The sequence below is a fragment of the Pseudomonas sp. W22_MBD1_FP4 genome, assembly GCF_052113765.1.
GTDB classification, from domain to species: Bacteria; Pseudomonadota; Gammaproteobacteria; order Pseudomonadales; family Pseudomonadaceae; genus Aquipseudomonas; species Aquipseudomonas sivasensis.
In genome coordinates this window covers 178,893-203,769 of record NZ_JBGQOI010000004.1, presented here as the reverse complement: position 1 = coordinate 203,769, position 24,877 = coordinate 178,893, and the positions used below count along the sequence as shown (strand labels likewise).

The 24,877-nt window shown below is 57.7% G+C and carries 24 protein-coding genes; 6 read left to right on the top strand and 18 right to left on the bottom strand.

Annotated features, from left to right (window positions below; genetic code table 11):
* Nucleotide 1 precedes the first annotated feature (1 nt).
* The 3 genes from ACEN2T_RS07755 to kdgD all read right to left on the bottom strand — a co-directional run bounded on the left by ACEN2T_RS07755 (nucleotide 2) and on the right by kdgD (nucleotide 3,875).
* Complete coding sequence (locus ACEN2T_RS07755) at nucleotides 2–1,366, bottom strand: MFS transporter (RefSeq protein WP_032886253.1); 1,365 nt, start codon at nucleotides 1,364–1,366, stop codon at nucleotides 2–4.
* A gap of 97 nt (nucleotides 1,367–1,463) precedes the next feature.
* Nucleotides 1,464–2,909: an aldehyde dehydrogenase family protein gene (locus ACEN2T_RS07750; protein WP_032886252.1), complete on the bottom strand. Its 1,446-nt coding sequence runs from the start codon at nucleotides 2,907–2,909 to the stop codon at nucleotides 1,464–1,466.
* Nucleotides 2,910–2,963: 54 nt separating this feature from the next.
* Nucleotides 2,964–3,875: a 5-dehydro-4-deoxyglucarate dehydratase gene (kdgD, locus tag ACEN2T_RS07745; protein WP_032886251.1), complete on the bottom strand. Its 912-nt coding sequence runs from the start codon at nucleotides 3,873–3,875 to the stop codon at nucleotides 2,964–2,966.
* Between the two features lie 234 nt (nucleotides 3,876–4,109).
* Here kdgD and ACEN2T_RS07740 point away from each other — a divergent pair, with 234 nt between their 5' ends.
* Together ACEN2T_RS07740 and ACEN2T_RS07735 are read left to right on the top strand one after the other, a co-directional pair.
* Nucleotides 4,110–5,264: a phospholipase gene (locus ACEN2T_RS07740; RefSeq protein ID WP_442116531.1), complete on the top strand. Its 1,155-nt coding sequence runs from the start codon at nucleotides 4,110–4,112 to the stop codon at nucleotides 5,262–5,264.
* A 276-nt stretch (nucleotides 5,265–5,540) separates the two neighbouring features.
* The gene (locus ACEN2T_RS07735) at nucleotides 5,541–5,783 is read left to right on the top strand and encodes a hypothetical protein (RefSeq protein WP_442116530.1); all 243 of its coding nucleotides are present in this window, start codon (nucleotides 5,541–5,543) and stop codon (nucleotides 5,781–5,783) included.
* Nucleotides 5,784–5,863: 80 nt separating this feature from the next.
* On the opposite strand, the gene ACEN2T_RS07730 is transcribed toward ACEN2T_RS07735, so the two are convergent.
* The 8 genes from ACEN2T_RS07730 to rplM all read right to left on the bottom strand — a co-directional run bounded on the left by ACEN2T_RS07730 (nucleotide 5,864) and on the right by rplM (nucleotide 11,656).
* The gene (locus ACEN2T_RS07730; protein ID WP_032886248.1) at nucleotides 5,864–6,610 is read right to left on the bottom strand and encodes a FadR/GntR family transcriptional regulator; all 747 of its coding nucleotides are present in this window, start codon (nucleotides 6,608–6,610) and stop codon (nucleotides 5,864–5,866) included.
* 157 nt (nucleotides 6,611–6,767) lie between these two features.
* A complete protein-coding gene (locus ACEN2T_RS07725) occupies nucleotides 6,768–7,187 on the bottom strand; it encodes a ClpXP protease specificity-enhancing factor (RefSeq protein WP_032886247.1) in 420 nt (139 codons plus the stop codon).
* A gap of 17 nt (nucleotides 7,188–7,204) precedes the next feature.
* Entirely contained in the window at nucleotides 7,205–7,822 is a 618-nt protein-coding gene (locus tag ACEN2T_RS07720; protein ID WP_032886246.1) for a glutathione S-transferase N-terminal domain-containing protein, read from the bottom strand.
* 148 nt (nucleotides 7,823–7,970) lie between these two features.
* Entirely contained in the window at nucleotides 7,971–8,750 is a 780-nt protein-coding gene (locus ACEN2T_RS07715) for a cytochrome c1 (RefSeq protein WP_095183832.1), read from the bottom strand.
* Nucleotides 8,750–9,961, bottom strand: a complete 1,212-nt coding sequence (locus ACEN2T_RS07710; RefSeq protein WP_032886244.1) for a cytochrome b — start codon at nucleotides 9,959–9,961, stop codon at nucleotides 8,750–8,752. The genes ACEN2T_RS07715 and ACEN2T_RS07710 overlap by 1 nt, the downstream gene beginning before the upstream one ends.
* Nucleotides 9,961–10,554, bottom strand: coding sequence for a ubiquinol-cytochrome c reductase iron-sulfur subunit (gene petA / locus ACEN2T_RS07705; protein ID WP_032886243.1), 594 nt, complete (start codon nucleotides 10,552–10,554; stop codon nucleotides 9,961–9,963). The genes ACEN2T_RS07710 and petA overlap by 1 nt, the downstream gene beginning before the upstream one ends.
* A 266-nt stretch (nucleotides 10,555–10,820) precedes the next feature.
* A complete protein-coding gene (gene rpsI, locus ACEN2T_RS07700) occupies nucleotides 10,821–11,213 on the bottom strand; it encodes a 30S ribosomal protein S9 (RefSeq protein ID WP_003216038.1) in 393 nt (130 codons plus the stop codon).
* Between the two features lie 14 nt (nucleotides 11,214–11,227).
* Complete coding sequence (rplM, locus tag ACEN2T_RS07695; RefSeq protein WP_003171742.1) at nucleotides 11,228–11,656, bottom strand: 50S ribosomal protein L13; 429 nt, start codon at nucleotides 11,654–11,656, stop codon at nucleotides 11,228–11,230.
* A 248-nt stretch (nucleotides 11,657–11,904) separates the two neighbouring features.
* On the opposite strand from rplM, the gene ACEN2T_RS07690 reads away from it, so the two are divergent.
* Nucleotides 11,905–12,945, top strand: coding sequence for an NADP(H)-dependent aldo-keto reductase (locus ACEN2T_RS07690; RefSeq protein ID WP_032886242.1), 1,041 nt, complete (start codon nucleotides 11,905–11,907; stop codon nucleotides 12,943–12,945).
* A 105-nt stretch (nucleotides 12,946–13,050) separates the two neighbouring features.
* Here the strand turns inward: ACEN2T_RS07690 and ACEN2T_RS07685 are convergent, their stop codons facing one another.
* Entirely contained in the window at nucleotides 13,051–14,187 is a 1,137-nt protein-coding gene (locus ACEN2T_RS07685; RefSeq protein ID WP_099601127.1) for an acyl-CoA dehydrogenase family protein, read from the bottom strand.
* 220 nt (nucleotides 14,188–14,407) lie between these two features.
* Between ACEN2T_RS07685 and ACEN2T_RS07680 the strand changes: the two genes are divergently transcribed.
* Complete coding sequence (locus ACEN2T_RS07680; protein ID WP_177326430.1) at nucleotides 14,408–15,328, top strand: GlxA family transcriptional regulator; 921 nt, start codon at nucleotides 14,408–14,410, stop codon at nucleotides 15,326–15,328.
* A 112-nt stretch (nucleotides 15,329–15,440) separates the two neighbouring features.
* Here the strand turns inward: ACEN2T_RS07680 and zapE are convergent, their stop codons facing one another.
* From zapE to ACEN2T_RS07665, 3 genes are all read right to left on the bottom strand, one after another.
* Nucleotides 15,441–16,535 (bottom strand): cell division protein ZapE, encoded by a 1,095-nt coding sequence (gene zapE / locus ACEN2T_RS07675; protein ID WP_032886239.1) that lies wholly within the window; start codon nucleotides 16,533–16,535, stop codon nucleotides 15,441–15,443.
* A gap of 79 nt (nucleotides 16,536–16,614) precedes the next feature.
* Entirely contained in the window at nucleotides 16,615–17,970 is a 1,356-nt protein-coding gene (locus ACEN2T_RS07670) for a tryptophan--tRNA ligase (protein ID WP_122755587.1), read from the bottom strand.
* 24 nt (nucleotides 17,971–17,994) lie between these two features.
* On the bottom strand, nucleotides 17,995–18,624 hold the full coding sequence (locus ACEN2T_RS07665) for an alpha/beta hydrolase (protein WP_095183828.1): 630 nt from the start codon (nucleotides 18,622–18,624) through the stop codon (nucleotides 17,995–17,997).
* A gap of 147 nt (nucleotides 18,625–18,771) precedes the next feature.
* Here ACEN2T_RS07665 and ACEN2T_RS07660 point away from each other — a divergent pair, with 147 nt between their 5' ends.
* On the top strand, nucleotides 18,772–19,209 hold the full coding sequence (locus tag ACEN2T_RS07660) for a YhcB family protein (RefSeq protein ID WP_032886236.1): 438 nt from the start codon (nucleotides 18,772–18,774) through the stop codon (nucleotides 19,207–19,209).
* Between the two features lie 167 nt (nucleotides 19,210–19,376).
* Here ACEN2T_RS07660 and ACEN2T_RS07655 read toward each other — a convergent pair whose 3' ends face one another.
* The 3 genes from ACEN2T_RS07655 to ACEN2T_RS07645 form a co-directional block, all read right to left on the bottom strand.
* Nucleotides 19,377–21,101 carry an ABC transporter ATP-binding protein/permease gene (locus tag ACEN2T_RS07655; protein WP_442116529.1) on the bottom strand — a complete coding sequence of 575 codons (1,725 nt, stop codon included), beginning with the start codon at nucleotides 21,099–21,101 and terminating at the stop codon, nucleotides 19,377–19,379.
* Nucleotides 21,102–21,198: 97 nt separating this feature from the next.
* Complete coding sequence (locus ACEN2T_RS07650) at nucleotides 21,199–21,759, bottom strand: response regulator transcription factor (protein WP_003171731.1); 561 nt, start codon at nucleotides 21,757–21,759, stop codon at nucleotides 21,199–21,201.
* Complete coding sequence (locus ACEN2T_RS07645; protein WP_032886234.1) at nucleotides 21,752–23,014, bottom strand: ATP-binding protein; 1,263 nt, start codon at nucleotides 23,012–23,014, stop codon at nucleotides 21,752–21,754. Before ACEN2T_RS07645 ends, ACEN2T_RS07650 begins: the two co-directional genes overlap by 8 nt.
* Before the next feature lie 396 nt (nucleotides 23,015–23,410).
* Here ACEN2T_RS07645 and ACEN2T_RS07640 point away from each other — a divergent pair, with 396 nt between their 5' ends.
* On the top strand, nucleotides 23,411–24,115 hold the full coding sequence (locus tag ACEN2T_RS07640) for an SIMPL domain-containing protein (protein ID WP_095183826.1): 705 nt from the start codon (nucleotides 23,411–23,413) through the stop codon (nucleotides 24,113–24,115).
* The last annotated feature ends 762 nt before the right edge of the window (nucleotides 24,116–24,877 follow it).

Genomic DNA, 24,877 nt, shown 5'->3' with positions numbered 1-24,877 from the left:
CTCAGGAATGCGCTTCGGTTAGGTTGGTCAACTCTGGCCCCTTGGTTGGCGGCTCTTTGAGTACTACACGTTTGATCGGACCGACGATGACCAGATAGCTGAACACCGCCACCAGTGCATTGGCGCCGACAAACACCAGGGCCCATTTAAAGGAACCGGTGGTGCTGATGATGTAGCCGATCACGATAGGCGTGGTGATAGAAGCCAGATTACCGAAGGTGTTGAACAAGCCACCACTGAGGCCGGCGATTTGTTTCGGCGAAGTGTCGGACACCACCGCCCAACCCAGTGCGCCAACGCCTTTGCCAAAGAAGGCCAACGCCATGAAGCCCACCACCATCCATTCAACGTCAACGTAGTTACACGCGATGATGCTACTGGAGACCAGCAAGCCCGCAATGATCGGCGCCTTGCGGGCGAACGTCAGCGAATGGCCTTTGCGCAGCAGGTAGTCGGAAATGACCCCACCCAACACGCCACCGATAAACCCGCAGATCGCCGGTAACGAGGCGATGAAACCGGCCTTGAGGATGGTCATGCCACGGTCCTGCACCAGGTACACCGGGAACCAGGTCAGGAAGAAGTAAGTGATGCCATTGATGCAGTACTGGCCCAGGTACACGCCTAACATCATGCGGTTGGTCAGCAACTGGCGGATGTAATCCCACTTCGGCCCGTCGGTTTTCTTACCCTTGCCTTTGTCCTGATCCATATCGACCATCGCGCCATTGGCAGCGATGTGGTTGAGCTCAGCTTCGTTGATCATCGGGTGCTGGCGCGGGCTGTGGATCACTTTCAGCCAGATCAGCGAGAACACGATGCCGATCACGCCCATCACGATAAACACGTGCTGCCAGCCAAAGCGGTAGACGATCCAGCCCATCAGCGGCGCGAACAATACCGTGGCGAAGTACTGCGCCGAGTTGAAGATCGCCGAGGCCGTACCGCGCTCGGCGGTGGGGAACCAGGCCGCCACAATCCGAGCGTTACCCGGGAAGGAAGGCGCTTCGGCCAGGCCCACCATAAAGCGCAGCATGAACAGCGCAACAACCGCGGTGGATACACCGAACTCACCGACATAGCCTTGCAGCACGGTGAACAGTGACCAGGTGAAGATGCTCAGGGCGTAGACTTTTTTCGAGCCGAATCGGTCCAGCAGCCAGCCACCGGGAATTTGCCCGGCCACGTAGGCCCAACCGAATGCAGAGAAGATATAACCGAGGGTGACCGCGTCGATGCCGAGGTCTTTCTGCAGGCTGGAGCCTGCGATGGCGATGGTGGCCCGGTCGGCGTAGTTGATCGTGGTCACCAGGAACAGCATGAGCAGGATCAAATAGCGGACGTGAGTCGGCTTGGTCGCTTGCATGTAGAAGTACTCCCACTAATTATTTTTTTTGCGGGTAATAGTTTTGTGTTTTTAGCGTGGGAGCCGGCAGGCGTCCGGCCCCCACTGGATCAGCGTCTTACGAGCCGATGTAGCTGGTTTTCACCACTGTGTAGAACTCTTGTGCATAGCGACCTTGCTCCCGCGAGCCATAGGACGAGCCTTTCCGGCCACCGAACGGAACGTGGTAATCCACGCCTGCCGTGGGCAGGTTGACCATCACCATCCCAGCCTGGGAGTGGCGCTTGAAGTGGTTGGCGTATTTCAACGATGTGGTCGCAATGCCCGCCGACAAACCGAATTCGGTGTCGTTGGCCATGGCCAGTGCAGCCTCGTAGTCCGCAACGCGCACAACGTTTGCCACTGGACCGAAAATTTCTTCACGGCTGATGCGCATGGCGGCTTCGCTGTCGGCAAACAGCGTCGGCGCCAAGTAGTAACCCTCGGTGTCACACGTCACCAGGCCGCCACCGCTGACCAGCCGCGCGCCTTCGCTTTGGCCGATGTCGATGTATTTCAGGTCCTGATCCAACTGAGCCTGGGAAACCACCGGACCGATGTCGGTACCGCTTTTCAACGCGTGGCCAACCTTGATCGACTTCATGCGCTCAGCCATGGCCGCGACGAACTGGTCGTGAATACCAGCGGTGACGATCAAACGGCTGGACGCGGTGCAACGCTGGCCAGTGGAGTAGAACGCGCTCTGTACCGACAGCTCGACAGCTTGCTTGAGGTCGGCGTCGTCGAGAATGATCTGCGGATTCTTGCCGCCCATTTCCAACTGCACTTTGGCCTGGCGCGACACGCAGCTGACGGCGATCTGACGGCCCACGCCGACGGAGCCGGTGAAGCTGATGCCGTCGACTTTCGGACTGTTGACCAGCACGTCGCCTACCACGCGGCCGCTGCCCATCACCAGATTGAACACACCGGCAGGGAAACCGGCGCGGGAGATAATTTCTGCGAGGGCCCAGGCGCAGCCCGGTACCAGTTCGGCCGGCTTGATGACTACGCAGTTGCCGTAAGCAAGCGCCGGGGCGATCTTCCATGCAGGAATGGCGATCGGGAAGTTCCACGGCGTGATCAGGCCGACCACACCGAGCGCTTCACGGGTGACTTCAACGTTGACACCCGGGCGTACCGACGGCACGTAGTCGCCGGACAAACGCAGGCACTCACCGGCGAAGAACTTGAAAATGTTACCGGCGCGGGTCACTTCGCCGATGGCTTCAGGCAAGGTCTTGCCCTCTTCCCGGGCCAGCAGGGTGCCGAGCTCTTCACGGCGCGCGAGGATTTCGCTGCCAACTTTATCCAACGCATCATGACGCGCCTGGATACCGGACGTGGACCACGCCGGAAATGCTGCGCGGGCGGCGTCGATGGCAGCGTTGACTTGAGTGACGTCAGCCTTGGCGTATTCGCCAATGACATCAGACAACTCCGAGGGATTGAGGTTGGTGCAGTAGTCGGCGCCGGTTACCCATTGGCCGTTGATGTAGTTTTCGTAACGTTGGACTTGGGACACGAATCTTCTCCTGACGCAAAAGGCCGCTGATTACTCAGCGGCCTTGTGAATGGGTTATTGCGGACCTTGCTTGTCGATCAGCGCGGCCAGGGCTTCGTATTCTTCCGGCAGCAAGTCGGTCAGCGGCGTACGCACTGGGCCTGCGTCATAGCCAGCGATTTTTGCGCCTGCCTTGACGATACTCACGGCATAGCCGGACTTGCGGTTACGGATGTCCAGGTAAGGCAGGAAGAAGTCGTCGATGATCTTGGCGACGGTGGCGTGATCATCCTTGGCAATAGCGTGATAGAAGTCCATCGCGGTTTTCGGGATGAAGTTGAACACCGCCGAGGAGTACACCGGCACGCCCAGAGCCTTGTAGGCAGCGGCGTAAACCTCTGCAGTCGGCAGGCCGCCGAGGTAGCTGAAACGATCGCCCAAACGGCGGCGGATCGACACCATCAACTCGATATCGCCCAGGCCATCCTTGTAGCCGATCAGGTTCGGGCAGCGCTCGGCCAAACGCTCCAGCAACGGAGCGGTCAGGCGGCACACGTTACGGTTGTAGACCACCACACCGATTTTCACCGATTTGCACACCGCTTCAACGTGGGCTGCAACGCCGTCCTGACTGGCTTCGGTGAGGTAGTGGGGCAGCAACAACAGACCTTTGGCGCCCAGGCGTTCAGCCTCTTGGGCATATTCGATGGCTTGGCGTGTCGAACCGCCAACACCGGCGAGGATCGGCACGCTGGTGGCGCAAGTATCAACAGCGGTCTTTACCACTTGGGAATATTCGCTGGCCGCCAGGGAGAAAAACTCACCCGTGCCGCCTGCGGCGAACAATGCGGTGGCGCCGTAAGGGGCCAGCCATTCAAGACGCTTGATATAGCCCGCTTGGTGGAAGTCACCCTGGGCGTTGAAATCGGTCACCGGGAAAGACAGCAGACCGTGGGAGAGGATGGACTTCAGCTCTTGTGGATTCATTATTCGAACACCCTGGGTAAAGACTTTCTGTCGAAAGATTGTTGTTGGTTTTGGTGATGTCGTACGTCATCGTACAACTATAAAAAGATTCGTCAACTGCAATTCATCGGCCTTCGGTTTAAACGGTGTTGATACAAGCGTTCTTGACGTAGGAAATTTATCCTCTATGCTCGTCAATGCTGTATATACATACAGCAATTAAGGAAGATTCCTACGACATAGCAAGGAGCTAACATGTCAGGTCTTGATCTCGTAGCACCCGAAAAAACTCAACCGATCCTGCGCTTCGAAGGTGGCGAACACACCGCCATCGGCGACGACACACTGTTGCGCTTCAATACGAACGTCCCGGCGATTCCCGCCCGGCAAGTCGAACTGCACCTACCCAATGGGCTGGCACTGACCTACGGCCAAGTGATTGCCCTGGGCGGTGACTTTTATGGCATTCCTGGCAAGCCGATCAGCGATGGCGCCTCCCCTGCCGAGCGCGTGCAACGCTTCACCGCCGCCTTTAACTCGCTGGCAGTGTTGCCGGCCTCACGGGATGAAGCAGGAAAGATTCTCGCGGTGATGCAAAAGGAAATCAGCGCGGTCAATCAAGCCATCAAAGATGGCAAACAACCCCATGAAGCCTATGACGCGCTGGGTGATACGTTGTCCGAGGAATGGAACCGAATCACCGGGGGCGGCAGTACGATATCGGCGCTGGTTCCGCTGGGCCGTTACCTGAAACTGGCGGCGGACAACGCCGATCACTTCGGCGAATGGGCGCTATCGGCCTATCTGGCGGGGCATACGGCAGCGTTGCAACAGGCCGTGATAGCGCATCAAACCGGTACCGATCAGGCACTGGAACTGGCGTATGCCATGAACAGTTTTGCTGATCACTTCTTGACCGATCTGTTTTCCGCCGGCCACTTGCGGGTGCCACGCAAGCAACTGGCGGCGGTGGTCACGCCGGGAGAGTTGGGCTCGCTGATCAGTCGCTTCATGCACGATGAAGACAGCAAATTCGGGCTGAAGGTGCGCAATGCCATGGGTGATGAGTGGCACGCCTATGGAGATAAGCGCTATTTCGATACCGTTGACGCAAACAATCGAGCACAGGTCAAACGCGCCGTTCAGGCATCCGCAGACGAGATCTTTGAGACCTTCATCAGTGGTATAGCGCCCTCCCCGGCCAACTTCAAGGCTCCACTGTACGTACCGGATTTGAACGCAGCACAGAACCCGGTAAATAACTTTTCGCCATTGTTCAAGATGGAGGGTGACAAAGTGCTGCGCCGCAAGGACGTGAATGACCTGAACGACAAGCATTGGACCAATGATTGGTGGGGGTGGAGTACGTATTTGTTGCTTAAGGACTACAAGCCCAGTCCTCAGACCTAGACACTACCGTTTGTCGATACTGTGATTTCTAACAGTTATGCACAGTTCATACACGAGGGATAACAAACCTCAGGGGCTAAGGCATTAGCTCCTGAGGCGATTCGCTGTAGCTCTCCTGATACCTGAAGTCGCCGCATCAGGACGTCGCAATGCCCCATTCCGAATATGCCGACAACGGAACTGACACCACGAACATCAAGAGGTCGTAACGTGGCGCAGGTTCCAGTCCGTGCTTGATTCTGCTTCTAGAACTCACACTGAGAAGAGAGGTGCTTCATGAAAACCACTGATGAAATTTTCGGCCTACTGGCATCCGGTTTCGAAGCCAGTCGGGATGAAAAAGATCAAGACTTTGATCCCGATAGGCCTTTGGCTGAGCTGATCGCTGACAAGAAAGAAAGGCTTCGGGTGATCAACTCGTCAATGACGGAGCTTCATTTACAACTGCCCGACGACATGGCCGAGAAACCAACACTGGACGAATTGGCTGCCTATATCCAATCCAGGCAACAGTCATAGAAAAACGCTGAATGGCACATCGTCACGCTAGACACCCTGATCACCAAGCCGCCCAGTGATACCAACCAGCGGCGGCTTGATCAGCCTGCCCTTTCAGCCTCTTCATGGGCATGGCGCAGCCGTTCACGGCTGTTAGTCAGGTGCAAACGCATCGCCGCCCGCGCCGCATCTGAGTCCTGGCGGGCAATCGCCTCGTAAATCTCTTCGTGCTCACGGCTCAGGCGCCCCATGTAATGCTGTTGATCATCATGGGCCAGGCGCGCCGAATTCAAGCGGGTACGTGGAATGATGCTGGTGCCCAGGTGCGTCATGATGTCGGTGAAGTAACGGTTGCCGGTGGAGAGTGCGATTTCCAGGTGAAATGCGAAGTCTGAGGCGACGGCATCGCCGGCGTGCGCGGCGCTTTCATTCAACGCATCGAGTGCTGCACGCATCGCAGCCAACTGCTCTTCGCTACGACGCAGGGCCGCCAGGCCGGCAGACTCCACTTCCAGGCTGATACGCAACTCCAGAATCGCCAACACATCGCGCAGGGTCACGACCGTGGCGGGATCAATCCGGAAACCGCTGGGGCTCGGCGTGTCCAGCACGAAAGTGCCGATACCATGACGGGTTTCCACCTGCCCCGCCGCCTGCAAACGTGAGATGGCTTCGCGCACTACGGTGCGACTAACGCCATGGGCTTCCATGATCGCGGACTCCGTGGGCAGCTTGTCGCCCCGTTTGAGTTCGCCGTCACGGATCTGCTCAGACAGCACCGTGACCAATTCCTGGGCAAGGCTGCGGCGCTTGCGGGGAAGACGAGGGGCGGTGCTGGCGTTTTCCATGTGGAATCATCTATCTCGGTTGAGTAAAGAGGCATCATAGCCCATGGCGGTTGTACGATCACCGTTCAGTCGCGACTTTCACTTATATCCTTCACGCAAAAAAATGCCCCGACACAAATCGAGGCATTTTTCAGGCACACCCGAAGGCAATCGCCGATTACTTCACCACTTTCAGGCTAGGCCGGCCGCTAGGACGCGGTGGCTCGGCATCTGGTGGTGGCAGATCATCACCTTCTTCGCTTTCGATCGATTCGTCGTCCTCGAAAGGTGACTCCAGATCAAACACCATGCCCTGACCATTTTCCCGAGCATAAATCCCAAGAATGGCGCCAATCGGCACGTAGAGCGTGTGCGGTACACCGCCAAAACGCCCTTCGAAACTGACCGCCTCATTGTCCATGTGCAGGTGGCGCACGGCACTCGGCGATACATTGAGCACAATCTGCCCGTCACTGGCAAAACCCTGCGGTACCTGAACCGCAGGAAATTCGGAATTGACCAGCATGTGCGGGGTGCAATCGTTATCCACAATCCACTCGTAGAGCGCGCGGACCAGGTAAGGTCGACTGGAGTTCATCAACGGCTCCTTAAGCCTTAGCGCATATCGCGTTCGACACCAGACAGACTTGCCTGGAAAGCCTCACGCGCAAACTGGCGCTCCATGTAATCAAGCAGCGGCTTGGCCGGCCGCGGCAGTTCAATACCGAGAATCGGCAAACGCCAGAGTATCGGTAATAGGCAGCAATCCACCAAACTTTGTTCCTCGCTGAGGAAAAAAGGTTTATCGGCGAACAACGGCGAAACGCCGGTCAGGCTCTCGCGCAATTCCTTACGCGCCACGACACGGGCCGCCTCTTTGCTGCGCGAATCCAGAATCACATCCACCAGCCCACACCAGTCGCGCTGGATCCGATGGATCAGCAGGCGACTGTTGGCACGCGCCACCGGATATACCGGCAGCAAAGGCGGATGAGGGTAACGCTCATCCAGGTATTCCATCACCACGGTCGACTCCCACAACGCCAGGTCACGATCGACCAGGGTGGGCAAGCTGCCGTAAGGGTTCACTTCGATCAGTTTTGGCGGATGACGGCCCGCCTCCACACTGATGATCTCGGCGCTGACACCCTTCTCTGCGAGCACGATACGTACTCGGTGGGAATAGTGGTCGGCGGGGTCGGAGTAACAGGCCAACCGATTGGTCACGCCCATGGCGGTCCTCCTCGCTTGTTGAAATTATCGGAAGCTCAAAAACGAGCGCGCCCAGAGAGCATCTCTGTAACGGCGGGTTAACCCGTTCGCTACGTATTCAGAGATGCCGCTGGGCGCGCAAGATTAACAGCAATTGCTTACGGTTGGATCAATGCACATCCTTCCAGTATTCGCGTTTGAGCAGATAGGCGAATACGAAGAAGAAAGCCAGGTACAGCAAGACGTAAGTACCGATGCGCTGGTGCTGCAGTTTGACCGGGTTGGCCGAGTAGGCCAGGAAGGTCACGAGGTTCTTGACCTTCTCGTCGAACTGCTCGTCAGTCAGCGAACCGGGGGTTTCGATCTTCAGTTGATCGCACGCTTCATGAGTCAAAGGCGTACCGGTCAACGGATCATATTGCTTCTTACCGTCTTCAACGACCTGGATCTGCTTGCATCCTACCACTTGCTTGCCCTGAAGGCCGACCAGAACGTTAGGCATGCCGACGTTCGGGAATACTCGGTTGTTCACGCGATAAGGCCGGGCCGGATCTTCGTAGAACGACTTCAGGTAGCCGTACAGCCAGTCGGTGCCGCGCACACGGGCTACCAGGGTCAGATCAGGCGGTGCGGCGCCGAACCAGGCCTTGGCGTCCGCCGGTTGCATACCGATATTCATGTGGTCGCCAATCTTGGCACCGGTGAACACCAGCTTATCCAACATCAGTTCGTGGGGAATGCCCAAATCATCGGCAACCCGCTCGTACCGCTGGAACTTGGCACTGTGACAGCCCATGCAATAGTTGGCGAACGTACGCGCGCCGTCTTGCATGGCAGCCTTGTCAGACACGTCGATATCGACTTTTTCCAGCTCCGGACCACCGTGCTCGGCAGCGAAGGACAGTAGCGGCAGCGCCGCAAGCATCAATGCAACGAATAATTTTTTCATCAGCCAGTCACCCTTTCCGGAACCGGTTTGGTCTTCTCAAGCCGGGTATAGAACGGCATCAGAATGAAGTAGGCGAAGTACAGGAAGGTGCAGACCTGCGACAGCAACGTACGTTCAGGAGTTGGCGCCAATACGCCCAACACACCCAGGATCACGAACGAAATGCAGAACACCCACAACCAGATCTTGCTCAGCCAGCCTTTGTAGCGCATGGATTTGACCGGACTTCGATCGAGCCAAGGCAACACGAACAGCACGGCAATGGCTGCACCCATGGCGATCACGCCCATGAGCTTGTCGGGGATGGCCCGCAAGATTGCGTAGAACGGCGTGAAATACCAAACCGGGGCAATGTGCTCAGGTGTCTTGAAAGCGTTGGCCTGTTCGAAGTTCGGCTTCTCCAGGAAATAACCGCCCATCTCCGGGAAAAAGAACACGATCGAGCAGAACACGAACAAGAACACGACCACGCCGACGATGTCTTTCACGGTGTAGTACGGGTGGAATGGGATGCCATCCAGTGGGATGCCGTTCTCGTCCTTGTGCTTCTTGATGTCCACGCCGTCCGGGTTGTTAGAGCCAACTTCGTGCAACGCCAGGATGTGCAGAACCACCAAGCCTAGGATCACGATAGGCAAGGCCACCACGTGCAAGGCAAAGAAGCGGTTCAGGGTGATACCAGAGATCAGGTAGTCACCACGAATCCACTGGGTCAGATCGTTGCCGATAACCGGGATCGCGCCGAACAGCGAGATGATCACCTGGGCGCCCCAGTACGACATCTGCCCCCAAGGTAACAGGTAACCCATGAAGGCTTCGGCCATCAGCGCCAGGTAGATCAGCATGCCGAAGACCCACACTAACTCGCGGGGTTTCTGGTACGAACCGTAGAGCAGGCCACGGAACATATGCAGGTACACGACGATGAAGAACATCGACGCGCCCACGGCATGTAGCAATCGAAGGATCGCGCCATGATTGACGTCACGCATGATGCCTTCAACGGAAGCAAATGCCTCCTCCGCTGACGGGGTGTAACTCATCGTCAGCCAAACACCGGTCACGATTTGGTTGACCAGCACCAGAAGGGCCAGGGAGCCGAAGAAGTAGAAGAAGTTGAAGTTTTTTGGCGCGTAGTACTTGCTGAGATGGTCTTCCCACATCTTAGTGGCGGGGAAGCGCGCATCTACCCAATCCATGAACTTGCTCATCACGCGTTCTCCTTATCGAGGCCAATGACAATAAGGTCGTCAGTTTCGTAGGTATGCGGAGGCACGGGCAGGTTCAAAGGAGCAGGCTGGGACTTGTAGACACGACCGGCGAGGTCGTAGTGAGAACCGTGGCACGGGCAGAAATAGCCGCCGACCCAGTCCTTCCCCAGATCTGCCGGGGCTACTTCCGGGCGGAAGGTGGGCGAGCACCCCAGATGGGTACATAGACCAACCAGTAGCAGAATCTCTGGTTTGATCGAGCGCACTTCGTTTTTGGCGTAGGCGGGTTGGTCGGAATTCTCAGATTTTGGGTCAGACAACTGGCCTTCGATCTTTTTCAGATTCCCCAGGATTTCCTCAGTACGACGAACGATGAAGACTGGCTGGCCGCGCCACTCAGCAATCATCTGCTGGCCTGGCTCGATCTTGCTGACATTCACCTTCACCGGTGCACCTGCGGCTTTCGCCTTGGCACTGGGAAACCATGACCCCACGAACGGGACCGCAGCCCCCACCGCTCCTGCAGCACCCACCACGGATGTGGCTGCTACTAAGAAGCGACGCCGGCCTGCATTCACGCCGTCATTGCTCATTCAGTCCTCTCCCATCAGCTTTTTGGCCTGTTAAATCAGGCGTCTACTAAGTATTGAATCTTTACTTATAAAAATTTTGTCGGATGGTAATGAAAAGCCCCACGTATGACAAGGGAATTGCCCGAGGCTCTGCCTCCAGGCCTTGTAGTATAGGGGGTCTACGGATGTGGCAAGTTGTCACGGCGAAAAATCTAGATAAATCGCAGGCAATAAAAAACGCCCAGCTCCGTGAGGAGGCTGGGCGTTTTTGTGGAACGTAAAGCGAATTAACGCTTCGAGTACTGCGGACGCTTACGCGCTTTACGCAGACCGACTTTCTTACGTTCAACTTCACGAGCATCGCGAGTAACGAAGCCAGCTTTGCGCAGAGCGCCACGCAGGGTTTCGTCGTACTGCATCAGAGCGCGAGTGATACCGTGGCGAATTGCGCCAGCTTGACCACTTACACCGCCACCGATAACGGTGACATAGATGTCGAACTTCTCAACAGTCTCGGTCAGTTCCAGCGGCTGACGAACTACCATGCGGGCAGTTTCGCGACCGAAGAAATTTTCCAGAGTGCGGTTGTTGATCGAGATGTTGCCAGTGCCCGGACGCAGGAAAACGCGTGCGGTTGCGGTTTTGCGACGGCCAGTGCCGTAATTTTGAGTCGCCGACATAATGAACTATTCCGTTAAAACTTCAGTTCTTGGGGCTGCTGAGCAGCATGAGGGTGTACAGCGCCCGCATAGACTTTCAGCTTGCGAAACATATCGCGACCCAGTGGGCCCTTAGGCAGCATACCTTTGACCGCGATTTCGATCGGGGCTTCAGGCTTCTTGGAGATCAGGCCTTCGAAGTTCGAAGACTTGATACCGCCTGGGAAACCGGAGTGACGGTAGTACATTTTGTCTTGCGCTTTGTTGCCGGTAACACGTACCTGCTCAGCGTTGATGATCACGATGTAGTCACCGGTATCAACGTGAGGGGTGTACTCAGGCTTGTGCTTGCCACGCAGACGGCTGGCGACTTCAGTGGCCAGACGACCCAGGGTCTGACCAGCGGCGTCGACGACAAACCAGTCGCGCTGAACTGTTTCCGGTTTTGCAGTAAAAGTTGTCATTCTTTAATAGCCTCAGGGGCCGCCCTGTAAATTAGACGGCGGATCTTACTGAATAGTGCGTACTTTGACAAGTCAAAGGCAGCCGGATACAGACGCTATCGGGGGCTCGGGTCGGCGCGTCCGTTCAACGGCAAGATTCTTCGGCAGGCGGCGCATCACTTCCACTGCAGAAAGAGGTGGGCAATTATGCAGATTGCGAAAAAAAATTCAACCTGCTTTTATGATTGTTTTCCCCGAAGGAGTACCCGATGGATTATCGACAGCTGGGCCGTACGGATCTGAACGTGAGCGCGATAGCCTTGGGCACCATGACCTGGGGCGAGCAAAACAGCGAGGCAGAGGCCTTCGCGCAGATCGAGCGAGCCAAGGCCGCGGGGATCAACTTCCTCGACACGGCCGAAATGTATCCGGTGCCGCCCAAGGCCGACACCTATGCCACCACCGAGCGTTATATCGGGAATTACTTCAAAAGCCGTGGCGACCGTGCCGACTGGATCCTCGCCAGCAAGATCGCCGGCCCCGGCAACACCATCGACTACATCCGCGATGGCCACCTGCGCCACAACCGCAAGCACATCGTCGACGCCTTGGACGCCAGCCTCAAGCGCCTGCAAACAGACTGGATCGACCTCTATCAATTGCACTGGCCGGAGCGCAGCACCAATTTCTTCGGCCAACTGAGCTACAAGCACAAGGACGAAGACGACCTCACCCCACTGGAAGAAACCCTCGAAGCGCTGGACGAACAGGTAAAAGCCGGCAAGATTCGCCACATCGGCCTGTCCAATGAAACCCCATGGGGCACCATGAAATTCCTCGCTTTGGCCGAAGCCCGTGGCTGGCCCCGTGCAGTGTCGATCCAGAATCCCTACAACCTGCTCAACCGCAGCTTTGAAGTGGGCCTGGCGGAAGTCGCCATTCGTGAACAGTGCGGCCTGCTGGCCTACTCGCCCCTGGCATTCGGCATGCTCAGCGGGAAATACGAAGGTGGTGCACGCCCGGCGAAAGCGCGTCTGACGGAATACAGCCGTTTCAGCCGTTACTTCAACCCGCAGTCGGAAGCGGCTTGCAGCCGATATGTTGCACTGGCTCGGGAGCATGGCCTGGACCCGGCGCAGATGGCGTTGGCGTTCGTGACCCAGCAACCGTTCGTGACCAGCAACATTATTGGCGCAACGTCGCTGGAGCAACTGGACAGCAACATCGCCAGTGCTGATCTGACGCTGTCGAAGGAAGTACTGGAAGGGATTGAGGCGATTCAGAAGGATCATCCGAATCCTGCGCCTTGACTGATCTGTAGACCGCTATCGGGGGCAAGCCCCCTCCCACATTGGCATGCACTCCACATGTGGGAGGGGGCTCGCCCCCGATGACGCTCCAAGACCAGCAAAAAATCAAAGCGCCCGCGCAATGATCTCCTTCATGATCTCATTGGTTCCCGCATAAATCCGCTGCACCCGAGCATCCGCCCAGGCTCGTGCAATCGGGTACTCCCACATAAAGCCGTAACCGCCGTGCAACTGCACGCATTCGTCGAGCACCTTGCATTGCAGGTCAGTGGCCCAGTACTTAGCCATCGCAGCTGTAGGCACATCCAGCTTGCCCTCCAGGTGCAGCGCCATGCATTTATCGACAAACACTCTGCCGATCTGAATCTCAGTCGCCATCTCCGCTAACTTGAACCGCGTGTTCTGGAAATCGGCAATCGCTTTGCCGAACGCTTTGCGTTCACGGGTGTACTCCAGCGTCCATTGCAACGCCGCTTCGGCTGAGGTGATCGCGCCGATGGCCACGGTCAATCGCTCCTGGGGCAGTTCCTGCATCAAGTAGGCGAAGCCCATGCCCGCCTGGCCCAACAAGTTTTCCTTGGGCACCCGCACGTCCTGGAAGAAAAGCTCCGAGGTGTCCTGGGCCTTCATGCCGACCTTCTCCAGCCGCTTGCCCTTGGCGAAGCCGTGCGTGTCAGCCTCCACCAGAAACAGGCTGGTACCCTTCGCGCCGGCCTTGGGATCGGTCTTGGCCACGACGATTACCAGCTCGGCCAGATAGCCGTTGGTGATAAAGGTCTTGGAGCCGTTGATCACATACTCGTCGCCATCCAGCACGGCGGTGGTCTTGACCCCTTGCAGGTCGGAACCGGCACCCGGCTCGGTCATCGCGATGGCGGTGACCATCTCGCCGGAGATCAATTTGGGCAGGTATTTGTGCTTCAGCGCCTCACTGCCGTAATGCAGGATATAAGGCGCGACGATGTCCGAATGCAGAGAGAAACCAATACCGGTCAGGCCCAACCGACTGATCTCCTCAATCACCACCGCACTGTAGAGAAAGTCCGCACCCAACCCGCCATACGCCTCTGGAAGATGGGAGCACAGCATCCCCGCCTCCCCTGCCTTGCTCCATAGAGTGCGGTCGATATACCCCTGTTTTTCCCATTGCCCATGGAACGGCGCAGCGTCTTTTTCGAGGAAGGTGCGCACGCTCTCGCGAAAGAGTTCGTGCTCCGGGCTGAACAAAGTTCTGGGAATCATGGGTCACCTGCGTGGATTGTCGGACAAAAACAAGCCCACAGAGCCTATGCCGCGAAAGCATGACAGGACACTGGACACATGCGACAAAAAATAAGACGATCCAGCCGTCTGGTGACCACTTTCCCCTATAAGAATAAATGAAATTATGTCTAACCAAATCTCCACGCCCCTGAGGCGCGTCAGCATTTTGGCCATTGATCGGGTATTCGCTTCGACCCTCATGCAAGCCAAGGATTTCTTCCACCTCGCAAGCCTGCGTTATGGCAAACAGCAAGGCCTGGGCCTGACGCCGGCGTTTGAAACACGCCTGGTGAGCCCGGATGGGCAATCGGTGCGCAGCTTCAGCGATGTGATCATGCCCGTGGACGGCGGCCTCGAAGACGCCGACATCATCGTATTACCGGCCTTCTGGGATGACTTCGACGCCCTGTGCACCCGCTACCCCCAAGTGCTGCCGTGGCTGCGTGATCAACACGCTCGCGGCGCCGTGCTCTGTGGCGAAGCCACCGGGGTGTTCTGGCTGGCCGAAGCTGGACTGCTCGATGGCAAGGAGGCGACCACCTACTGGCGCTTCTTCAATGCATTCAGCGAACGCTTTCCCAAGGTCCAGCTCAACCAGGACAAGCACCTCACCGACGCCGACAACCTGTATTGCGCCGGTGGCACTACCTCGGCGTGCGACCTGTATATCTACCTGATCGAACGCTTCTGCGGCGCCAACATCGCCCAGGCCGTGGCCCGTGACATTCTCTACGAAGTGCAGCGCAGCTACTCGCCGGGGCGTATCGGCTTTGGTGGGCAGAAGCTGCACCAGGACGTGATCATCCTGCAGATCCAGCATTGGCTCGAAGAGCATTTTGCCGACAAATTCCGCTTCGAAGACGTCGCACGGGAGCACGGCATGAGCATCCGCAACTTCATGCGGCGCTTCCAGACCGCCACCGGCGATAAGCCGCTGCATTACCTGCAACGACTGCGTATCGAGACGGCCAAAGGCCTACTCTCGGGCAGCCGCAAGAGCATCAAGACCATCAGTTATGAGGTGGGTTACGACGATGCGAGTTTCTTTGCGCGGTTGTTCAGGCAACACACTGAGTTGTCACCAAACCAATATCGCCAGCAGTTCCAGCAGGCCGCGTAAGCAAATGCGGGAGGGGGCTTGCTCCCGATAGCGGCGGATCAGTCAGTGCATCTGCTACTGAAAGACCGCTATCGAGGGCAAGCCCCCTCCCGCATTTTTTACTGTGTCGGTCTTAGGGTTTGTGCCCGCGCGACAGGAACTCGTGGGACTGCATCTCAAGCAAGCGACTCAGTGTGCGCTGGAACTCAAAGTTCAAGCGGCCGCCGGTATACAGGTCCTTGAGCTCGACTTCCGCCGAGATGATCAGCTTCACGTTACGGTCGTAGAACTCATCGACCATGTTGATAAAACGGCGCGCGATGTCGTCGGTGGTGACGCTCATCTGCTCCACGCCGCTCAAGATCACCGCGTGGAAGATCTTGCCCAGTTCGATGTAGTCGTTCTGGCTACGCGGACCGTCGCACAATTGGCGGAATTCGAACCAGGCCACGTCATCGCAGGTACGCAGTGCGATGATTTCGCGGTTCTCGATCATCAGCTTGTCGTTTTCCACCGCCTGGGTGCATTCCGGCGTCAGCGCGCGAAAGCTTTTGCGCAGGCTTTCGTGGGCGGCTTCATTCAGCGGGAAGTGGAACAGCTCCGCTTGCTCCAGATGGCGCAGGCGGTAGTCAACACCGCTGTCGACGTTGACGATCTCGGTATTCTGCTTGATCAACGCGATGGCTGGCAGGAAGCGCGCACGTTGCAGGCCGTCTTTGTACAAGCCGTCCGGCACGATGTTCGAGGTGGCGACCAGGGTCACGCCGTTCTTGAACAGCTCTTCCATCAGGGTGCCAAGGATCATGGCGTCGGTGATATCGGAGACGAAGAATTCATCGAAGCAGATCACCCGCGCTTCATCGGAGAAGCGCTTGGCGATGATGGTCAGCGGGTTTTTCTCACCCGGCAGGGTCTTCATCTCTTCGTGCACACGCTTCATGAAGCGGTGGAAGTGGGTGCGGACCTTTTCCTTGAACGGCAGCGCTTCGAAGAAGGTGTCGACCAGATAGGTCTTGCCACGGCCCACGCCGCCCCAGAAATACAGACCTTTGACCGGCGCATGGTCTTTCTTGCCAAACAGCTTGCTGAGCATCCCTGGCTTGCTTTGCGAGGCCGCAACCAGGTCGTCGTACAGACGTTGCAAATGACGCACCGCCGTTTCCTGGGCCGCGTCATGGAAGAACTCAGGGCGTTTCAGATCAGCTTGATATCGTTCTAGGGGCGTCATAATTTCGTTAGCAAGGCAACAAAAACGGGCCGTCACTGTAACGACGGCCCTGGATAATGGCAATCAACCCTTGGTCGGGTTAATCCTCGATTGGGGTCAACGCGATGCGCAACGCTTGGATGGCGGCATCGCGGGTCGCGCTGTCGGCGAACTGAGCGCTGTCGGCCACGGCCGCGCCGTCCAGCCAAACGCTGAAGCCCAAGGCTTCAGGACGCACGTCCAGCATCACGCCACTTTGCAGCTGCTTGGTCACTGCGCCAGCGGCTTTACCGTCGGCAAAGTTGCGCGACAGCAGCAGTTGCTCGCCATCGGCAGCCAACAGGCGGAAGCGGAAGCTGCCGTCGTCTTCGCGAAAGCTCACAAAGCGCGCTGCTTTTGCGGCTTTCTTCTTGGTGCTGACGGGAGCAGCAGCCTGCTCGACGAATGAACGCAAGCCAACCGCCTCACGCAACTCAGCGAGGAAAGGTGCGGCCACGGCACGGGCCTTCTTGGCGCCGACCAGCAGCAGGTCTTCCATGTCCGACGGGCGCGACATCAGTTGATGATAGCGTTCGCGGGCTTCGCCCAGTTGGCCGTCCAACAGCTGGAACAGACGACTCTTGGCCTCGCCCCAGCCAAGGCCTTGCAGCAACTCGCCGCGGAACTCTTCTTCCTGGGCCTTGCTGGCAAACGCCTGATAGAGGGTGAACAGGTGCGAGTTGTCCGGGTCCTTGGCTTCGCCGGGTGCGCGCGAATCGGTGACGATCCGCGAGATGGCGTCTTTCATGTCCTTGGCGCTGGTGAACAACGGGATGGTGTTGTCGTAGCTCTTGGACATCTTGCGGCCGTCCAGGCCCGGCAAGGTGGCGACGCTTTCTTCGATCAACGCCTCGGGCATGGTGAAGAATTCTTTGCCGTTACCGAACAGGTGGTTGAACCGCTGGCCGATGTCGCGGGCCATTTCCACGTGCTGGATCTGGTCACGGCCGACCGGCACTTTGTGCGCGTTGAACATCAGGATGTCGGCCGCCATCAGCACCGGATAGCTGTACAAGCCCATGGTGATGCCCGCGTCCGGGTCTTCGCCGGTTTCCACGTTCTTGTCCACCGAGGCCTTGTAGGCGTGGGCGCGGTTGAGCAGGCCCTTGGCGGCGACGCAGGTCAGCAGCCAGGTGAGCTCGGGGATCTCTGGAATGTCGGACTGCCGGTAGAAGGTCACTCGATCCACATCCAGGCCACCGGCCAGCCAGGTCGCAGCGATTTCCATGCGCGAGCGCTGGATGCGCTGCGGGTCATCGCATTTGATCAGGGCGTGGTAGTCGGCCAGGAAGTAGAAGGAATCGGCGTTGGCGTCCTGGCTGGCCAGGATCGCCGGGCGGATCGCACCGGCGTAGTTGCCCAGGTGCGGCGTGCCAGTGGTGGTGATGCCGGTGAGGATACGGGTACGAGTCGTCATGGGTAATCGCTTATCAGACTGCTATCAATTCGAGAGGCGCGGCAGTACCAGATCCTTGAGATCGGTCAGCTTGCCATGAAAAAAGTGTCCGCATTCTGCCACTTTCAGCAGCTCATGGGGGCGATTCAGAGCCGCGGACCAGTCGTAGACGAGTTGCGGCTCGACCACTTCGTCGGTTTCCGGCTGGATCAGGGTCAACGGGCAGCCTTGGGGCAGTACATCCGTGTCGCGCAGGCGCATCACAGCGGCAGCGACCATAAACAGGTGTGCGAGTTTTTCGCCCTTGGCTTCCAGGCGACCACCGAGGCTGGCTGCCACATAACCACCGAAGGAAAAACCAAGTAAGGTCATCGGCAGTCCGGGATGTTTTTCCCGCAGCCAGGTAGCGGCCGCTTCAGCATCGTCGACTTCGCCAGTGGCCATGTCGTGGGTACCGGCACTCGCACCGACGCCACGGTAATTAAAACGCAGCGTAATCAAACCGGCGTCGCGGGCGGTACGTTGCAGGGTCGAAACGACTTTATTGAGCATGGTCCCGCCCTGCACCGGATTAGGGTGGCAGATCAGCGCCAGGCCACGTGGCTCGGGGTGATCCAGGTACAGGGCTTCCAATTGGCCTACCGGGCCATCGATCAAAACGGGGGTTTCACGCATGAGCAAGGAATGAACTCCGTGACCTCTCAAAGGGTCGACTCGTCTAGCTAAAAGTCTGTGCATGGCATCATTGCGAGCTTAATCGCGGTATACAGCGCAGGTTTGAGCCGTTAACGTAAAGCAAAGCCGTTTATAGAGGAAGGACTCGTGGAACACTCGCTCTTAGTTTGGTTGTTGCCGACTCTTGCCCTGGTTGCCGGTGTCGCCATTGGATTCCTGGTTGCTCGCCTGCTGCCGAATGCCGCGCCTAACCGCACGCAGCGTCAGTTGGATGACATTCAGGAACGTTTTGACAGTTATCAGAACGAGGTTGTTACCCACTTCAACAGCACCGCAAACCTGGTCAAGAAGCTCACTCAGAGCTATCAGGAAGTACAGGATCATCTCGCCGATGGCGCCAATCGCCTCGCCCTCGACGACATCACTCGTCAGCGTCTGCTGGCTGCGCTGCATTCCGATGCACCGCAAACTCCGCGGGAACGACTGACCCCACCTCGGGAAAACCAGGAGCCACCAAGGGACTACGCGCCAAAAACGCCAAATGCCCCAGGGATGTTGGATGAGCATTACGGCTTGAAGAAGTAAGTTATTTTCAAGCGATAGAAAAAGCCCGGTTGATCGATGATCAACCGGGCTTTTTGTTGGGCCTCGCTCTTGTGGGAGGAGGCTTGCCCCCGATAGCGGTAGATCAGTTGATACATGTGCAGACTGACACACAGCTATCGGGGGCGAGCCCCCTCCCACATTGGTTTTCAGGCCACGGGCTGTTCTTGAAGCCACCCTGCCTCGATGCGCACATGCCGCCCATGGAAGCGCTTGAGGCTGCTGCGGTGGCCGACACTGACAATGCTCAGCCCCGGCAACTCATCAATCAGCGCCTTATACAGCGTCGCCTCATCCTCTTCATCCATCGCGGAAGTCGCTTCGTCCATGTACAGCCATTGCGGCGCGAACAGCAAGGCCCGGGCAAAGGCCAGGCGTTGCTGCTCGCCCGGTGAAAGCATGCGTTGCCAGTGGTTGGCCTCGTCCAAACGCGTGACCAGGTGCGGCAGGCGGCAGGTTTGGAGGACCTGTGCATAACGTTCTGCCGGGTAGGTGCTGTCGTCCTGTGGATAACTCAACACGGATTTCAACGTACCAATCGGCAGGTAGGGCTTCTGCGGAAGGAACAGATAACGCGCCGCCGGCATGCGAATGCTGCCGTAACCCTCCAGCCACAGATGGCCCATCGCGCGCAGCAAGGTGCTTTTGCCGCTGCCGGAACGGCCGCTGAGCATCAGGCGCTGGCCCGGTTCAACAATCATGTTGGCATCGGTCAGCAAGTGGCGACCATCGCTCAGGTTCATGCCCAAGCCCTGCACTACCAGACGCTCGCCCTCCGCGCTGACCTCTATGGCTGCCGGGCGTTGCTCGTTTTCACTCATGGCTTGCTGGAAGCTCAGCAGACGGTCACTGGTAGCACGCCAGGCGGCCAGGTCGGTGTAAGCGCTGATAAACCAGCTGAAGTTACTTTGCACGTTGCCGAACGCCGAGTTGATTTGCATGAGTTCACCCAGTTCGATCTTGCCGGCAAAGTACCGTGGCGCGGCCACGACAAATGCAAAGACAATCGCAATCTGCTCATAGCCTGCGGTGAAGAATGTCAGGCGCTTGGACACCTTCATGATGTCCCAGAAGTTGTGCCAGACCTTGCCGAAACGCGCGCTCAAGCGCTGGTTCTCGTTGGGCTCGCCGTTGTACAGGGCAATGCTCTCGGCATTCTCGCGCACCCGCACCATGGAGAAACGCAGGTCAGCTTCGAAACGTTGTTGTTGGTTGCTCAAGCCAATCAAGCGGCGACCGATCAGATGGGTCAACCAACTGCCGACACCGGCGTAAACCAGCGCACACCAGAACATGTAGCCGGGGATGGTGATGCCGAACACCTCAATGCTACCCGACACGCCCCACAGGATGACGGAGAACGACACGAGGCTGACGACATTGCGCAGCAGCCCGAGGCCAAGACTTAACGTGTTCGAGGTGAAGCTATTGAGGTCTTCCGAAATACGCTGGTCCGGGTTGTCGGTGTAACCGCCCTGCTCCAGCTGGTAGTAGTTTTTTTGGCTTAGCCAACGCGCAAAATGCTTTTCAGTGAGCCACGCCCGCCAGCGAATGGTCAGCATCTGCGTCAGGTAAAGACGATACACCGCGGCGAGAATGGCCACCGCTGCGATGCCGCAGAAATAGCCGATCTGCTGCCAGAAAGCGGCGGTGTCTTTGTTCTCGAGGGCGTTGTAGAAGTCCTTGTACCAGTGGTTGAGCCACACGGAAATCGCCACGCTGAACAGCGACAGGGCGATCACCGCTGCCAGCAACAACCAGGCCTTGCCCTTCTCTTCACTGTGCCAATAGGGCGTGATCATCGCCCAGGTTCGCCGAAAAAATTGCCCACGCACAGCGTCGTTGACCGCAGAGTACTCAGCGTTCTGATTCATCGTTCAGGCTCGTAGGAAAGAAGGCAGGCGTTTGAACCGATCATAGTTGATCGGTTCAGGGCTCCGTGCGGCCTGAAGCGGGTTGTTCAGCCTAGGTTCAGCGTCGTACCGGACGTTTCTGCAGCTTGCGTTGCAGGGTGCGGCGGTGCATGCCCAGGGCGCGGGCGGTAGCGGAGATGTTGCCTTCGTGCTCGGTCAGGACACGCTGAATGTGCTCCCACTGCAGGCGGTCCACCGACATCGGGTTTTCCGGCACCAAGGTGTCGAGGTCGGCATGCTCGGAGAGTAAGGCGGCCAGCACATCGTCGGCGTCCGCCGGTTTGCACAGGTAATTGCAGGCGCCGCGCTTGATGGCCTCGACGGCGGTGGCGATGCTGGAGTAACCGGTGAGAATCACCACGCGCATTTCCGGGTCAAGTTCCAGCAACTTGGGCAGCAGCACCAGACCGGAGTCGCCGTCCATCTTCAGGTCGAGCGCGGCGTAGTCCGGCAAATCGGCCTGTGCGATGGTCAGGCCTTCTTCAGCCGAACCTGCGGTGCTCACACGAAAGCCGCGACGGCTCATGGCGCGCGCCATCACGCGGGTAAAGGTAGCGTCGTCATCTACCAGCAGCAGGTGCGGCAGTTCTTCGCCTTCGACTTGGATCTCGTCACTCATCGATATCTCCTCGTGCAACACGGGGCAGGCGCAGCTCGGTGAGCGTACCGCCTTCCTCATGACTATAGAGCTTCACTGAGCCACCCGCGCGGGTCACGCTGGCCTTGCTCAAAAACAGGCCCAAGCCGAAGCCTTTGCCCTTGGTGGTAAAGAAAGGTTTGCCGATCTGCTCGGCAATAGCCAGCGGCACGCCGGCGCCGTGGTCACGAATGCTGATGGTCACGTTTTCTGCGTCCCAATCCAACTGTACGCCAAGGCCTTCCGGGCAGGCGTCGGCAGCATTGTTCAGCAGATTGAGCAGCGCCTGAGTCAGGTCCGGCGGCGGCGCCATGCGCGGTACGGTGCCCTGCCCCAGCAGACTGAAACGATAACTGGCTTCGGGACGCATCAGGTGCCAGCGGTTGAGCGCTTCGTCGAGCCACTGTGTCACGTCCTGCATCTCCACCGCCAGGCGGCGATTGGCTTCGGCGGCGCGCACCAATTGCTGCAAAGTCTGCTTGCACTGCTTGACCTGCTCGCGCAATACGCCGAGGTCTTCTTGCAGCGCAGGATCGGGGTGATCCTGAACCATTTCGTTAAGCAGCACGCTCATGGTGGCCAGCGGTGTACCCAACTCGTGGGCGGCTCCGGCGGCCTGGGTGGCAACGGCCAGCAGTTGCTGGTCGCGCAGGCCTTCTTCACGGCGAATGGCGCGCAGTTCTTCCTGGCGGCGCAGTTCTTCGGCCATGCGCGCGGCGAAGAAGGTAATGACGGCGGCAGACAGGGCAAAACTCAGCCACATCCCATAGATCTGCAGGTTTTCCCGGGCAATTGGGAACGTTTGCAGCGGGTAGAACTGTGCCAGCAGCAAGGTGTAGAGGGTCAGGGCGATACCCGACAGCACCACCGAGTAGCGCCACGGCAACGTCACGGCGGCGATGGTCAACGGCACCAGGTAATAAGACACGAACGGGTTGGTGGAGCCACCGGAGAAATACAGCAACACACTGTGGATAAACAGATCGCAGGCCAGTTGCAGCGCGTATTCGAGTTCGGTCACCGGCCATGTAGTGCGCAAGCGGATGGCAGTGAACACGCACAGCACGATAGAGAAACCGAGGGTCACGCCCAGTTGTAGCCACGGCAGCGGCAGCAGGTCGAACCAATAGGCAAGCCCGACCGAACCGGCCTGTGCGGCCAGTACCAGGGTACGAATAAACGTCAGGCGCCAGAGATTCTGGCGGGTGGCGGAAGTCAGTTTTACGGCGGCGAGCATGAGCTCTCCCGGTGAGCGCAGCGGGTAGATCGCGTCGAGTATAACCAAGACACGACGATGGCAGGGTGCGTGCGGCAAACCGCCACAGCACCTTCGCACACATATTCTGCGGCATTCATTCAGGAACCGCTGTGAACGACGGACCACCCAAGGCGCATTTCCCACGCGTCACTCAGGCGGTGCCCATGACTGTAATTGATCACAGCAGGACCGAGGGCTGGTTACGGAAGCTCTGAAATGGAACTTCAGCTACAGGCCCACCGCTTCCACCCGGCAAGGCGCAGTCGCTGAGCCTGGCAAACGGCCCTTCTACAATTTGTTTGTATTGTGTAAACCCGAAGAACCCCACGTCGCCGTCTACAGTCATACCGAACACGAATATCCCAAGGAGCTTCCATGTCTCGTTTCAATCGCAGTGCAGCCGTTCTCACCCTCAGCGCGCTGGCCAGCCTTCCGGCGCTGGCCGCCGATGAGCTGCATTACAACCAGATCTCTCTGCGTGCCGAAGTCAGCCAGGAAGTGGCCCGCGACAAGATGATCGTTACGCTCTACACCGAGTCCCAGAACAGTGACCCGGCCAAACTCGCCGCCACTATCACCACCGCCATGAACACAGCGCTGGGCCAGGCTCGTGAAGTCAAGGCTGTGACTCTGCGCCAGGGCAGCCGCAACAGCTACCCGATCTACGACAACAAGACCCAGAAAATTACCGGCTGGCGTGAACGTGCCGAACTGCGTCTGGAAAGCGCGGACTTCCCGGCACTGTCCAAACTCACAGGCGAGCTGCTGAGCACCCTGAAAATGGACAGCATGGATTTCGCCATCGCCGACAGCACCCGCAAGGCCAGCGAAGACGCCCTGCTCAAGGACGCGGTGGCTGCCTTCAAAGCGCGCGCGCAACTGGCCACCGACGCCTTGGGCGGCAAGGGTTACAAAATCGTCAACCTGAACTTCAACACCAATGGTTATCCACAACCCTACGCACGCGGCGCGATGATGATGAAAGCTGCCGAGATGGATTCTGCACCGACGCCGGAAGTCGAGGCCGGTACCAGCCAGGTCAACATGAGCGCCGACGGGGTGATCGAAGTCTTGCAGTAACCGTTTCAATTCATAAAAACGGCGCAGCCTGATGGCTGCGCTTTTTTTTGCCTGTCATTCCATCAATGCAATAACGCCCAGCGGCGCCCGCCAAACAAACCACACTTTAATAGGGTCACCGCTATCAAAGAGGGCGATGCCGATACAGCTGCCCCCGAACGAAGCAGACCTATACTTAAAAATAAATTGCACATAAAACGCCAACATAAAAATTGAACCGTTGCCTTGTGGGCTGCCACTTAGTTAAGCCAACCACTTCTAACTCACTGCTTAACTAATCGAACACACCAACAGGAACCATTCACACAACTTTTATGCTTCGGCGCAAAACACGAAAACCGTAAATTTCAATGACAACACAACTCCATTCAGGCACAGGGCAACCAGGCACCGCCAAGAAGTCGGAACAAACACTTATGCCTGATAGATCGACATAGAAAACATTATTCGAGCGCTCATAAGGATGATGGGATTGCGAGAGTTAACCCAATGGAAACGACGCGAAACATAATCTAACCAGCATCAAAATACCGGCAGTTGAAAACAATAGTCACACCGAAGCTATTGCTTGGCGACAGACGATTAACACTATGACATCCACGAGTAAAATGAGCCTTTAATGAACATACATTCAGCGTCCCCACTTCCACCTGCACATCGCCACCATGCTCATTCAATCAGCGCTCCCCCCTCTTCACAGAATATAACTGAGAGCGGAAGGGGCACCTCGCGCCATACGACGAGTCCGGCCACGCCCAGCAA